Source organism: Pseudomonas sp. LS_2 (assembly GCF_042709235.1).
GTDB lineage: Bacteria > Pseudomonadota > Gammaproteobacteria > Pseudomonadales > Pseudomonadaceae > Aquipseudomonas.
Map to the genome: position 1 here is coordinate 72,916 of NZ_JAVAYC010000012.1, position 13,471 is coordinate 86,386.

At 63.2% G+C, this 13,471-nt stretch carries 12 protein-coding genes and 1 tRNA gene; 9 read left to right on the forward strand and 4 right to left on the reverse strand.

Annotated elements, in window-relative coordinates; translation table 11 throughout:
• Positions 1-105: 105 nt before the first annotated feature.
• From RAC97_RS13355 to RAC97_RS13370, 4 genes are all read right to left on the reverse strand, one after another.
• Complete coding sequence (locus tag RAC97_RS13355) at positions 106-888, reverse strand: hypothetical protein (protein WP_375098948.1); 783 nt, start codon at positions 886-888, stop codon at positions 106-108.
• 162 nt (positions 889-1,050) lie between these two features.
• Complete coding sequence (locus tag RAC97_RS13360; RefSeq protein WP_375098947.1) at positions 1,051-1,785, reverse strand: site-specific integrase; 735 nt, start codon at positions 1,783-1,785, stop codon at positions 1,051-1,053.
• 2 nt (positions 1,786-1,787) lie between these two features.
• Positions 1,788-2,882 carry a DUF6538 domain-containing protein gene (locus RAC97_RS13365; protein WP_375098946.1) on the reverse strand — a complete coding sequence of 365 codons (1,095 nt, stop codon included), beginning with the start codon at positions 2,880-2,882 and terminating at the stop codon, positions 1,788-1,790.
• 110 nt (positions 2,883-2,992) lie between these two features.
• Positions 2,993-3,069: transfer RNA gene (locus RAC97_RS13370), tRNA-Arg, on the reverse strand.
• 320 nt (positions 3,070-3,389) lie between these two features.
• Between RAC97_RS13370 and RAC97_RS13375 the strand changes: the two genes are divergently transcribed.
• From RAC97_RS13375 to RAC97_RS13415, 9 genes are all read left to right on the forward strand, one after another.
• Positions 3,390-4,139, forward strand: a complete 750-nt coding sequence (locus RAC97_RS13375) for a GntR family transcriptional regulator (protein ID WP_375098945.1) — start codon at positions 3,390-3,392, stop codon at positions 4,137-4,139.
• Positions 4,136-5,860, forward strand: coding sequence for a fumarate reductase/succinate dehydrogenase flavoprotein subunit (locus RAC97_RS13380; RefSeq protein ID WP_375098944.1), 1,725 nt, complete (start codon positions 4,136-4,138; stop codon positions 5,858-5,860). Before RAC97_RS13375 ends, RAC97_RS13380 begins: the two co-directional genes overlap by 4 nt.
• Positions 5,861-6,053: 193 nt before the next feature.
• Positions 6,054-6,299: a ferredoxin family protein gene (locus RAC97_RS13385; RefSeq protein WP_008096634.1), complete on the forward strand. Its 246-nt coding sequence runs from the start codon at positions 6,054-6,056 to the stop codon at positions 6,297-6,299.
• A 120-nt stretch (positions 6,300-6,419) separates the two neighbouring features.
• Complete coding sequence (locus RAC97_RS13390; RefSeq protein WP_375098943.1) at positions 6,420-7,826, forward strand: ABC transporter substrate-binding protein; 1,407 nt, start codon at positions 6,420-6,422, stop codon at positions 7,824-7,826.
• 22 nt (positions 7,827-7,848) lie between these two features.
• Positions 7,849-8,631 (forward strand): ABC transporter permease, encoded by a 783-nt coding sequence (locus tag RAC97_RS13395; protein WP_375098942.1) that lies wholly within the window; start codon positions 7,849-7,851, stop codon positions 8,629-8,631.
• The gene (locus tag RAC97_RS13400; protein WP_375098941.1) at positions 8,631-9,488 is read left to right on the forward strand and encodes an ABC transporter ATP-binding protein; all 858 of its coding nucleotides are present in this window, start codon (positions 8,631-8,633) and stop codon (positions 9,486-9,488) included. The genes RAC97_RS13395 and RAC97_RS13400 overlap by 1 nt, the downstream gene beginning before the upstream one ends.
• Positions 9,485-10,450: a HEAT repeat domain-containing protein gene (locus tag RAC97_RS13405; RefSeq protein ID WP_375098940.1), complete on the forward strand. Its 966-nt coding sequence runs from the start codon at positions 9,485-9,487 to the stop codon at positions 10,448-10,450. The genes RAC97_RS13400 and RAC97_RS13405 overlap by 4 nt, the downstream gene beginning before the upstream one ends.
• Positions 10,450-10,725 carry a gamma-butyrobetaine hydroxylase-like domain-containing protein gene (locus RAC97_RS13410; RefSeq protein ID WP_375098939.1) on the forward strand — a complete coding sequence of 92 codons (276 nt, stop codon included), beginning with the start codon at positions 10,450-10,452 and terminating at the stop codon, positions 10,723-10,725. Before RAC97_RS13405 ends, RAC97_RS13410 begins: the two co-directional genes overlap by 1 nt.
• Before the next feature lie 91 nt (positions 10,726-10,816).
• Complete coding sequence (locus RAC97_RS13415) at positions 10,817-13,348, forward strand: dermonecrotic toxin domain-containing protein (protein ID WP_375098938.1); 2,532 nt, start codon at positions 10,817-10,819, stop codon at positions 13,346-13,348.
• The last annotated feature ends 123 nt before the right edge of the window (positions 13,349-13,471 follow it).

Genomic DNA, 13,471 nt, shown 5'->3' on the forward strand with positions numbered 1-13,471 from the left:
CCGCAATCAGAAGGGCTCAGAAGGTGTACTTTTTGAGCTAGCACCTGACCGGACTAACTCAACTTTTCAGATGCCCTCAAGCCTTCATCGAGAGTCGACGGCTCCTTAGACCTCTACTGGCGTAGTAGAGGCTTCGCTCAGGCAATCATGAGTGACGTCCATCAGCGCAGCGATGTCTTCTCGCGGTATAGCGAGTCCATTACCTCTAAAGGTATGCCTAAGGTGGCATTCACCCTCATCTGATAGTAAATAGGCCCATAGGGTGGCGCAGTAGTCATCAATGTTCGAAGTCTTTCCCTTGAACTTAACAACTACAGGTTTTAGTCGCTCTTCGATAATTCCTTTCAGATCGACTAAACCTCCGTTACCGCAAAAGCTGGGAGACCAAAGATCCTGTATAGCCTCTGGAACCCGATAACGAATACCGCTTGGGCTAGAGCTGGCGGCGGTGAAGGTGTTCCATGCGTATGGGCCACACATTTCGGCTTTGGAGCCTTCATACTCGCTGCGGAGCTGCACGATTCTCATAGCCGACTGCTTCGCAAGTAGCTGCTTGTCAGGTGGTAGCCACTCGGTGATCTTGTCTAGAAAGCGCTCCACACCTTGTGACGAGCCTAGGAGCCCTTCTTCAAACCATGAAGGGCTGCCATCGTAGCTTGTCGAATGGTAGTAATAAGCATGGGTAATGTCTGTGCAAGGAGAAGCTTTAAGCAGGTGACAAACCACGAAGTGGAATCCAGGCGAATCAATTTCAGAATACACCTCGGCGATTTCTCGCACTTCTGAAGCGTTAAGAACCCTCTCAATTTCACCTACGGGAACCGCATAGATTTGCGACAGCGATATGATCGCATCTTCTCTGTGGTCACAGCTCGGGATAAAACCCATCTTAGCTATCCAGTTATCAACTCAACGAAGTCCCGAGCATATCAGGCTGAATGCGACTTCTGCCTGTCATGACCAAGGAGCGTTCCGGCCTAGTCTGCCCCTAAGGACTGGTCAGGCCGAACGCACATGTGCAGGCGGGTCTGCGTGACTAATCAACTAGAGCTATTCCGCTTGGTTTAGCCCATGTTCCTTTCGATGGCGTGTGATCCACGTTTCGAGATAGGAACCCAGCCGCCTTTCGAAATCCGCATAGGTCACGTTGGATAGATCGAAAGGGAACGGCAGGCTCTCGATAGCCAGCTGCTTCTTCTCAAGTGAGAAGCCGTTACCGTAGTCGACCCACTGGCCTTCGGACTTCTTACGAGAGTGACCAGTCAGGTCTGGCATGACCAGATAGGTTTCCGCCCCGGCGTCTCGGGCCAGATCGACGAATGTGTGACGGAAGCTGTGGAAGTTTTTGCCGTCCGTCCTCCCATCATCGTTACGTTTCCGCACTCCCACGTTGAAGAGGTAGCCTCCAGTGGGCGTACTCCCAGTCGGCATGCGGCAAAAGAAATGCGTAGCGATTCCGCCCCAGCCTTTCTGAATGTTGAATACCAGTCCGTCTGAAAATAGCTTCCTACGCCCCTCAGCAACTGCCTGCTTCCAGAAGTCAAGAAAACCGGCTTTGAGTAGCGCCGTATGGAGAGGTAAGACTCTTCGGCTGGAGTCGTTCTTGACTGATTTAGGCAAGGGACTTTCAGTCGGGTCGTCCACTATGGTCACTGTCCATATACCGCTGACTTCCCTTATGTCCTCGGTATCAAGCTGACAAAGCTCGTTTAGCCGCCCACCAGTGTAGAGGGCGAGAAGCGGTAGCCAGAACTGGTACGGAAATACCTTCTGCCGATGATTCACCTTCAAGCCTGTGTAAAGCCAACCGCTGAAAATTGATTCAAGATCACTCTTCGTGAAGGCGCGCTCCTGCGGTTCGGCTCCCGATTGCTTTTGGTCAAAGCTGGGTTTATCGGGTAGGTCTGGCGGATCGTGGTCAGCCCTCGCTTATGAGCGAACTTGTGTAGCACCCCCAATCGAATAGCGATCTTGTCAGCTGTCGCCGGCTCGATTCTTCGCTCTCCCGCCTGAGCCAGAATTGAGTCAATCGGCGCGCTTGGGTCGGGTAGCTTTTTGCCAGGACTAACTTTGATCTGGGAAATTCGCAGATAGATATCATTGAAGTCGTCCAGGCTAAGCTGGCTGATTGGCTTATTTCCGCTCAGGATGTTGAGACGGCAGGCGTGCGCGCGCTCTGCGTTTTTAGTGCGCACCGGCTTTGGCTTCTTGTTGGAGGCTAAGGCCAGTTTTGATTCGGATTCCCACTGAAGGCTCCACAGCTCATACAGCGTAGGGCCGGCTGGTTCTGCTGGGCGCGCCGTGTTGACCGGTTGTGGTGTGTTTGCTCGCCCTTGTTCAAGCGCCAGCGCCTTGAGCCGCTCCGGAAGCAGTTTCGCAAAGAGCCGATAGGGCAGGCTTCGACCGAAGTCGAAGAGCTGTCCCGCAAGCTCCTGCTGATGGTTAGGGATCGTCCGCTTGCTGCTTCCGGTGAGCACTTTTGCAATCAATGCCCGTCGCTGCTGCTCGTCGTCTTCGCGGCGTTCTGCATCGGTAATAGGTGAGTCCGACTGCTCGGGCTGCTCCGTTGAGGGACTGCTCCACGATCCCCACGGCTCCGAGCTGCCAGCTCCCTCAATCTCAGCCGCCCAGGCTTCGATATCTTCGTCTGTGATTTGGTAATCGTCGCGCTCAACCATAGTAAGCACCTTGTCAAAGGCAGCCTCATAGCGGGCGGCGAACTGTCGAGCACGGCGAAGCGCCAGCCGCTGGCTGTCTGTTTTGAGGGAGCGCCGAATTTCTCGCTGGAAGCCCAATGCGCTGCGCAAAGGCAGCGGAACGACGATACGGAAGTAGAAGGTTCCGTGACGGTTCCGGGTGATATAAGCGGGCTGTGCTGGCATGGGTTCGCACCTCTGCGATGCCCCACCTACGAGCACCACTCAGTGTCACACCAGCGATTCCGGAGCAGTGATCGTCAGTATTTTCATGCCTGACAAGCACTTAGGGAAGATGGCGCACTCGGCGGGATTCGAACCCACGACCCCTGCCTTCGGAGGGCAGTACTCTATCCAGCTGAGCTACGAGTGCAACGGTGGGCAATCATACCGATCTGTGCTTGTGGCGTCCATCGCCTTGATCTGTGGCTGTTTTTACTCATTACAGGGACTTTCGCGGCGCCTGCTTCGCGGGTAAACCCGCTCCCACAGGATTTCCACAGCCCTTTAGAGCGGTGGGATCCTGTGGGAGCGGGTTTACCCGCGAAGCAGGCGCCGCAGTGCCGAAGGTAAATACAGCCAAATCTCCTGCATCTATCCATATGCAATATCGGTATTTCCCTACCGCCTCTTATGCTCGCTAATCTCAGGTCACAACTTGTTATAACAAGTCACCGACAGCGAACGAGACCCATGGCCGAATTGCTCCCCCTTTCCCCGGTACCGCTCTACACCCAGCTCAAGGCTGTGCTGCGCGAGCGCATTCTCGACGGCACTTACCCGCCGCACAGCCGCATGCCATCGGAAAGCGAGCTAGGCAAGGCGTTTTCGGTCAGCCGCATCACCGTGCGCCAGGCGCTGGGCGACCTGCAGAAGGAAGGGCTGATCTTCAAGATTCATGGCAAAGGCACCTTCGTCGCCAAGCCCAAGGCGTTCCAGAACGTCAGCACCCTGCAAGGGCTGGCCGAGTCGATGACGCAGATGGGCTACGAAGTGCTCAACCGCCTGCGCAGTTTCCGCCATGTACCGGCCAGCGCATTGGTGGCGGCGCGGTTGCAGGTAGAGGAGGGCAGCCTGGTAACCGAGATTCGCCGGGTGCGCCTGATAAACCGTGAGCCGGTATCGCTGGAGCTCACCTGGCTACCCAAGGCGGTCGGCGAGAAGTTGGAAAAAGCCGACCTGGTCACCCGCGACATCTTCCTGCTGCTGGAAAACGACTGCGGCATCGCCCTGGGCCACGCTGACCTCGCCATCGACGCAGTGCTCGCCGACAGCGACCTGACCCAGGCCCTGGAAGTGGAAGAGGGCGCGCCGATCATGCGCATCGAACGCCTTACCCACACCGCCGACGGCACCCCGCTGGACTTCGAACACCTGTACTACCGCGGCGACGCCTTCCAGTACCGCCTGCGCATCGACCGCCAGAAAGGGCCCAAGCCATGAGCATCCAGACCCAGGACTACGACATCATCGTCATCGGCGGCGGCACCGCCGGGCCCATGGCCGCGATCAAGGCCAAGGAGCACGACAAGACCCTGCGCGTGTTGCTGCTCGACAAAGCCAACGTCAAGCGCAGCGGCGCCATCAGCATGGGCATGGATGGCCTGAACAACGCCATCATCCCCGGCCACGCCACGCCCGAGCAGTACACCAAGGAAATCACCGTGGCCAACGACGGCATCGTCAACCAGGCCGCCGTGCATGCCTATGCCACCCACAGCTTCGAGACCATCGAGCAGCTCGACCGCTGGGGCGTGAAGTTCGAGAAGGACGAAACCGGCGACTACGCGGTAAAGAAGGTTCACCACATGGGCGCCTACGTGCTGCCCATGCCTGAAGGCCACGACATCAAGAAGGTGCTGTACCGCCAGCTCAAGCGCGCGCGGGTGGAAATCAGCAACCGCATGGTGTGCACCCGCGTGCTGCTGGATGACGAAGGCGCCGCCGCCGGTGTGCTGGGCTTCGACTGCCGCACGGGCGAGTTCCGCGTGGTGCGTGCCAAGGCGGTGATTCTCGCTTGCGGCGCAGCGGGCCGCCTGGGCTTGCCGTCGTCGGGCTACCTGATGGGCACCTACGAGAACCCCACCAACGCCGGCGACGGCTACGCCATGGCCTACCACGCCGGGGCGGAGCTGGCGAACCTCGAGTGCTTCCAGATCAACCCGTTGATCAAGGACTACAACGGCCCGGCCTGCGCCTACGTCACCGGCCCGCTGGGTGGCTATACCGCCAACAGCAAGGGCGAGCGCTTCATCGAGTGCGACTACTGGAGCGGGCAAATGATGTGGGAGTTCCACCAGGAGCTCGAAGGCGGCAATGGCCCGGTGTTTCTCAAGCTCGACCACCTGGCCGAGGAAACCATCCAGAACATCGAAGAGATCCTGCACAGCAACGAACGCCCCAGCCGCGGCCAGTTCCACGCCGGGCGCGGCACCGACTACCGCCAGCACATGGTCGAGATGCACATTTCCGAAATCGGCTTCTGTTCCGGGCACTCGGCGTCGGGGGTGTGGGTGAACGAGAAGGCCGAGACCAGCGTGAAAGGTCTGTATGCAGCGGGTGACATGGCCGCTGTGCCGCACAACTACATGCTGGGCGCCTTCACCTATGGCTGGTTCGCCGGGGTCAATGCCGCGCAGTACGTGCAGGGCCGGGCGTTGGCCGAGGTCGATGCCGAGCAGGTCGAGCGCGAGCAGGCGCGGGTGTTTGCCCCGCTGCACCGCGAGCACGGGCTGCCGCCGGCGCAGGTCGAGTACAAGCTGCGACGCATGGTCAACGACTACCTGCAACCGCCGAAGGTGACCAAGAAGATGGAGATCGGCCTGGCGCGCTTCGCCGAGATCGAGCGGGACCTTTCGCAGATGAAGGCCAGCAACCCCCACGAACTGATGCGTGCCATGGAGGTGTCGGTGATTCGCGACTGCGCCGAGATGGCCGCGCGGGCTTCGCTGTTTCGCGAGGAGAGCCGTTGGGGGCTGTACCACCACCGGGTGGACTACCCCGAGCGCAACGACGGCGAGTGGTTCTGTCACTGTCATTTGAAGAAGGGCGACGACGGCCAGATGACCAGTTTCAAGAAACCGGTGGAGCCGTACCTGATTGCCCTGGATGCCGACGAGCAGAGCGCCTACGACCGGCTGCGGGTAAAAGCCGACGCTGCTTAGAGCGCTGCAAAGCCCTGTAGGAGCGGGTTTACCCGCGAAGAAAGCACTGCGGTGCATGGCCAGGGCTGCGCCCTGGTTCGCGGGTGAACCCGCTCCCACAGGTTCATCGCTGATCCCGAGGACAACGCTGTATCTGTAGGACCTGGATACCGTTATAGAGATAGAGGGCCAAAGGCCCCAAGGACCCCGTGAAATGGCCTATCAGCCCCAGGAAATCTTTTTCCGCAGCAGCGCCCCGGTCACCATCGACGAAGACAAATGCATCGCCGAAAAAGGCTGCACCGTCTGCGTCGAGGTGTGCCCCATGGACCTGCTGGCCATCAACCCAGCCACGCAAAAGGCCTACATGGCCTTCGACGAATGCTGGTACTGCATGCCCTGCGAAAAGGACTGCCCCACCGGCGCGGTGAAGGTCGATATCCCGTACCTGCTGCGCTGAGCCACACCCGCCATCCGGCCCGACCACCGGACGCCCACACCGCAAGCCCCCTCGTTTCCCACCACCCAAACCACGTGGCGGAGACGATTCCAATACTTGACGATTCGAGGGGAAACACCCATGCGCCTTGTAGCAACCGTGGCCGGCCTCGCGCTGGCGATCGCTGGCCTGAACGCCAACGCCGAAACCATCCGCGTGGCCATCGGCACCCAGGACACCACCATCAACTGCGCCACCGGCGGCCTGCTGATCCGCGAGCTGGGCCTGCTCGACAAGTACCTGCCGCGCGACGGCAAGTACAAGGACGCGCAATACCAGGTGGAATGGAAGAACTTCACCAGCGGCGCGCCACTGACCAACGAGATGGTCGCCGGCAAGCTCGACTTCGGCGCCATGGCCGACTTCCCTGGCTCGTTCAACGGCGTTGCCCACCTCGACGCGGGCAAGCGCAGCCTGTTCATCAGCGTGCTCTCCGGCAGCGTGCAGGGCAGCGGAAACGGCATCGTGGTGCCGGCCTCGTCCAGCGTGCAGTCGTTGGCCGAGCTCAAGGGCAAGACCATTTCCGTGCCATTCGCCTCCACCGCCCACGGCATGCTGCTGCGCGCCGTCGCGGCCCAGGGCTGGGACCCGGCCAAGGACGTGAAGATCATCGCCCAGGCCCCGGAAATCGCCGGCTCCGCCCTGCGCAGCAACCGCATCGAGGCGCACGCCGACTTCGTGCCGTTCGCCGAGCTGTTCCCCAACCGTGGCTTTGCCCGCAAGATCTTCGACGGCTCCCAGGCCAGCGCCCCGACCTTCCATGGCGCGCTGGTCGATGCCGAATACGCGAAGAAGTATCCCGAAGTGGTCACCGCCTACCTGCGCGCCAGCCTGGAGGCCAACCGCCTGATCGCCGCCGAGCCGGAGAAGTACAGCGAGCTGATCGAGAAAGTCACCGGCATCGAGGCCGAAGTGAACTACCTGTTCCACGGCCCGCTCGGCTTGCAAACCCGCGACCTGACCTGGAAGCCCGAGTACCGCCAGGCGGTGGTGACCTCCATAGACACCCTCAAGCTGCTGAAGCGGACCGACCGTGGCCTGGACACCGCCACCTTCATCGATGACCAGTACATCCGCGCCGCCTTCAAGCAGGCCGGGCAGGACTACGACCAGGCACTGAAGGACTACGCCCCGTTGCCGCTGAAGGCCAACGACGCGCTGACCGGCAAGCCGATCAGCGACGTTCGCCACCTGGCGCAGATCTGGGTGCGCGGCGAAGACAAAGTGCGCCATTACGCCACGCCACAAGCTGCTCTAAGCGCCCTGGCCCAGCTCGAGCAGGAAGGCAAGGACATCCGCGCCATCTATGCCCAGGCTGCCGACAGCGGTATCAAGTTGCTGGCTAACCAGGCGTGGTTCGTGCGTAACGACAAGGGCGAGCTATCGGCCTTCCTGCTCAAGGACCAGGCCGAGCAATACGCCAAGGCGCATGGCGGCGAAGCCCTGGACTTCACCGGCGCCAACCGCACGCTGGTTGCCCAGCGCTGACAGGCCTTGCCCGGAGAACCTCATGAACCGCTCCTTCGCCCGTTGGCCCGTGCGCCTGGCTTCGCTGCTGGCGTGCCTGCTGTTCTGGCAGTTGGCGGCCAGCCACAGGCTGGACCTCGGCCTGTTCGCCTTCACCTACGTGCCCACGCCAGGCACGGTGCTCGATGCTGGCGGGCAACTGCTGGCGTCCAGTGCGCTGCTGACGCACCTGGGCAGTAGCCTGGCGCGGGTGTTCGCCGGCTACCTGTCGGCGGCCTTGCTGGGGGTGGCCCTGGGGCTGCTGATCGGTCGCTCGAAATGGGCCGAAGACACCTTGCTGCCGCCGCTGGAGGTGCTGCGGCCGATCCCGGCGGTGGCATGGATTCCCCTGGCGATTCTGATGTTCCCGTCGTCGGAGCTGTCGATGGTGTTCATCACCTTCACCGGCGCGCTGTTCCCCATCCTGCTCAACACCGTGCATGGGGTGGAAGCGGTCGACCCACGGCTGCTGGCCTCGGCGCGCAGCCTCGGCGCCGGGCGCTGGGCGCTGCTGCGCGAGGTGGTGCTGCCGGGGGCGCTGCCGAGCATCGTCACAGGGCTGGCCATCGGCATGGGCACCTCGTGGTTCTGCCTGGTAACCGCCGAGATGATCTCCGGGCAGTTCGGCATCGGCTACTACACCTGGGAGTCCTACACCTTGCAGAACTACCCCGACATTATCGTCGGCATGCTTTTGATCGGCGTGCTCGGCATGGGCAGCAGCGCGCTGGTCAAGCGCCTGGGCGCCTTGGCTACGCCGTGGTACCGCGCACGGAGGGCGTCGTGATGAGCCGTTATCAACAGGCCCCGGAGCCGGGGCGCATCGATGCACGCGGTGTGTCGATACGCTTGGGCGAGGGCTCTGATGCGTTCGAGGCGGTGCAGACGCTGGATTTTGCCATCGCACCGGGGGAGTTCGTGTGCATCCTCGGGCCTTCTGGCTGCGGCAAGTCGACCCTGCTCGGTGCCTTGGCCGGCCACCTGACCCCAGCCAGTGGCCAGTTGCTGGTGGATGGCCAGGCCATCGACGGGCCGTCGCCCGCGCGGGGCATGGTGTTCCAGCACCACACCTTGCTGCCCTGGCGCAGTGTGCTCGACAACGTCGCCTTCGGCCTGAAGATGCAAGGCCTGGGCAAGGCCGAGCGCCATCGCCGGGCCTATGAACTGTTGCAACTGGTGGGCCTGGCCGACTTCGCCGAACGCTGGCCCAGCCAGTTGTCGGGCGGCATGCAGCAGCGTGCGGAAATCGCCAGGGTGCTGATCAACCGCCCGCGCCTACTGTTGATGGACGAGCCCTTCGGCGCCCTGGATGCACAGACCCGAGCGCGCATGCAGGAGCTGCTGCTGGATATCTGGACGCGCATCCGCACCACCGTGGTGTTCGTCACCCACGACATCGACGAGGCGCTGTTCCTCGCCGACCGCATCCTGGTGATGAGCCCGCGCCCAGGCCGCTTCATCGAAGACCTGCGCCTGGACTTCACCCGTCCGCGCCGGGCTAGCCTGTTGACCAGCCCCGAATTCACCCACCTCAAGCGTCACTGCCTGGCCCTGCTGCGTCATGAGGAAGGCCGCGAATTGCCGCGCCTGACCCCGCTCGGCCTGCCAGACAGCGATCACCCACCGCTACGGATCGCCCTATGACCGAACGACACACCGACAACCCTGACATCCTCGACCTGTTGCCTCGCCTGGGGGCCGCCGATGCGGGCGTGCGCCGTATCGCGCTGATCGAGCTGGCCGACCTGGAAGACCCTGAAGGCCTGCCGTGGCTCACCGATGCACTGCTGGTCGACAGCAGCGCCGAGGTGCGCGCGCAGGCGGCGCGCCTGCTCGAGGCGTGGGAGGAACCCGAGGTAGTGCAAGCCTTGTGCGCAGCCTTGGCCGATGCTGTCGAGCCGGTGCGCCTTGCGGCGGCCCAGAGCCTCAGCGAACTGAAAAGCCAGGAGGCGGGCCTGCTGATTCTGCCGTGGGCGGGGCACGCCGAGGCCTTCGTGCGTGCCAGTGCCCTGCGCGCATTGCGCGAACTGCGTCTTGAAGAGGCCGCGCAGCCAGCCGTGCTGGCGCTGTCCGATCCCGACGCGGCAGTACGCCGCGAGGCGGTGGGTATTCTCGGCTGGCTCAAGCACGAGCCTGCGTTGCCCGCCCTGGCGCAGTTGGCCGGTAACGAGCCGGATACCGAGGTACGCCGCGCAGCCATCGGCGCCCTCGGCTTGGCCCGCGATGCCCGGGTGCTGCCGGCGCTGGTAGCGGCGCTGCACGACCCCGCCTGGCAGGTACGCGAAGAAGCCGCCACCACGTTGGGCAAGGTCGGCCAGGCCCAGGCCGGCCCAGCGCTGGTACAGGCGCTGGCCGACAGCTACTGGCAGGTCCGCCTGCGTGCGGCGCGTGCGCTGGGGCGCCTGCGTTATCGTCAGGCGCTGGGGGCACTGGCCGAACTGCTCGGCCATGGCATCGCCAACCTGCGCAAGGAGGCGGCGCTGGCCTTGGGCGAGCTGGGTGATGCCCAAGCCCTGGCGTCCCTGCACGAGGCCGAAGCCGACAGCGACCCTGAAGTGCGCAAGGCAGTGCGCATCGCCTTGGCCCAGTTGCAAGGGGTAGCCTGATGCAGGTGCCCAGTGCCGTGCTCAACCTGCTTGGCGAAGCTGAGCTGGTGCTGCAGTGGGGCGATACCCGCCAGGTGCTCGGCCACGCTCGCCTGCGCGGCGCCTGCCCCTGCTCGCAGTGCCGGGCTGCGCGGCTGCGCGGGGCGATCAGCCTGGTGGCGGAGGACGTGCGGGTGGTGCGCATCGAGCCGCAAGGGTACGGCATGCAGTTGGTGTTCAGTGACGGGCACGACCGCGGCATCTACCCCTGGGAGTACCTGAAGCACCTGGGATGAGGGTCCTCGCCCCAAGGCGGCATTCCTGCACCGCCATGGGTTTGGCGGCGTGGCATCCAATCGCGGATCCCTTCACCGATGGATCCTAGTCATGCCCCTCGACCTACAACATTATGAGCGCAGCCTGGCCTCGCTCAAGGATGCCCGCACGGTCATGGACAAGGCGCGCGCCTACCTGGACGCCTGGCCCGACCTCTACTCGCTGGCCCGCAAGGCCGCCGCCGACTACCTGCTGCGCCATACCGGCAAACCCCTCGACCCCGACCGCATCTGGTGGAACGTCTTCGACACCGCCGTCGGCGCGCCGACCTTCACCGGCTGGCGCCACAGTGCTCCGCCGCGCGAGTCGGTGCGCTTCACCGAGTTGCTGATCCGGCGATTTGCCGGGGGCTTCCAGCAGGCGCCAGATGTGCTGCCGCTGTACGGCGGCTTTTACACCCGTGGCGCAGGCGTCAACAGTTATGACGCGCAGAACGAAGTCCGGCTCGACCCGCAGCAGGTCATGGACGACCTCTGGGCGATGGACTTCGCCACCTTGGTTCGCGAACGTACCGAGCACTTCTGGGCGCACCAGGGCACCGATTTTGCGCTGCTGGCCAGGGTGCGGTTCGTCGCCTTGCTCGAGCAAGGCTTGCGGGACGGCACGCTGGAGGCCCTGGACCATCGCCGCTTGCGCGCCTACCTCAAGCTGGGCCCGGACGCACCACCGACCTTGGCTGACCTGCAGCGGCCGGTGGATGGCAGTGCGTTCACCCTGCGGCAGTTCAAGGTGGGCAACGGCCACCTGCTGACGCTGGCGGCGCATGATGGGCGGGTGGTGCTGTATTGCCCCAACGCCATAGGGGCACCCCGTGCATTCGCCGACCAGGCAGCGCTGAACGGCTGGGTGCACGAGCAACTGGCCGCGCCCTTGGCGCACGACTGGCTGCAGGGTCTTGCGCGGGTCCATGAGCCGGCACTGGACGAGCAACCCAGCGCTCTGTTGAATCAATTGCGTGCGCTCAGCGGCACGCCCGGACAGCCGACCTGGCCGTTCGGTGAGGGCGAGGCCCTCATCCACGACCTGTTCGTGACGCAGCAGGCCTGGGCCGAGGAGGAGCTGCAGCACAGCCAGTTGGCCCTGGTCAGCAACCACGACCTGCGCAAGCAGCTGTGGCGCGGCTACCTGGGCGCCTTCCTCCAGGTGGTCGCGCCTCTTGCGCCGGCCGCCTGGCCGCTCAGCCTGCTGGTGCTGGGCGCCGGTGTCGCGCGGCTGGTGTTCGACGCCGAAGCCGCTGCCAACGCCAGCTCTACCCACGCCCGTGGCGAGGCGCTGCTGGCCGTGCTGGCCGATGCCGTGGTAGTGGCGTTCGCGATCATCGATGTCGGCCTGGGCGTCAGTGCCCTGACTTTCCGGGCGCCGCCCCACGAACGGCTGGCGCAGCCCTCGAACTGGGTGGCGGTCGACACCCTGGACGACGAACTGAGCGAGCTGGATAGCAACCGCATTGCCGTCAGCCCATCGTCGTCGCAAGGCTTGCTGCACGGTGTGGGCGTGGACGAGCAGGGCGCCACCTGGATCGAGATGAACGAATGCACGGTGCGCGTCCGCTACAGCCCGGAGTCGGACGGCTGGCTGGCGGTCGATTTCGAGGACCCGTTCGCCTTTTTGCCCAACTACCCGCTACGGGTGGTGGACGACGGCTGGCAGTTGTTCGAGGTGCCCCAGCCTTCCGGCGTGGTGACCGATGGCTTGCCGCTACAGGCGTCCGGGTTCTGGGACACCTACATGAGCGAGAACCTGCAGCTGGCCTGGGAGATGTCCCAGACCCTGCTCGCCCGCCAGCAGCAGACCCTGTCGAGGGTCGAGCTGCCCACGCTTGCCTCGGACGAGGCCGTGCAGACCGACGAGCTCGGCTACCAGTGTGTGCTGCGCAATGGGCAGCAGCACTACACCTGGCAGCAGGATGGCGAGTTGTACAACCAACTGGTGGAGATCTACAGCAGCGAGATGTCACAGGTGAACAACCTGTTCCGTCATGGCGTGCAGAGCAGCGTAGAAGCGGGTGATGGTGATTTGTCCGGTTACCTGCGGCGCTTGTTCGATGCCCTGGATGAGCTGCCCAGGAGCGAGGCCGTGCGGATGTGGCGCGGCGGCAGCAACTTCCGGTTGACGGGTGGCCTGCATTACCGCAATGGCGAGCTGAACCCGGGTGATGTGCTGGTGACCACCGACATCACGTCGTTTACCGAGAACCCTTACATTCTGCGTATGTTCGTGGCGCCTACCCGAGTCGTCGGGGCGGACAGCTACGAGAGCGTATTCAATGAAACCTCGGTGGTGTACGAGCTGCTCAGCGACGGCCTGCGCAATGGCATCCCTGCCGGGCCGCTGTCGTCGCATCCGCTGGAGGCCGAGGTGTTGTTCACGCCGGGCTGTTTCTTCCGCATCGAGTCGATCCGCCAGGTGCGCGGCGAGCACTATCACTTCGTCAAGGTCTCCCTGCGCGGGGTAGAAAAGCCCGGCAACGAACCCATCCACGACTTACGCACCGGCGAGCTGTTCGACCGCAATGCCTACGCCGAGCGTGTCGACATGGACTGGGTGGTGGAGCGTTTCTTCCCCGCGGCACGATGGATGTAAAGTGGTGAGAGCGGGCCTGGCAACGCCAGGCCGCTCCCGTAGGGCTATTCTGCTGCCCGGTATACGCCGATTCCCGACAGGCTGTTCAACCATTCGTTCTTTTTTTCGAACAGCCTATTGTCC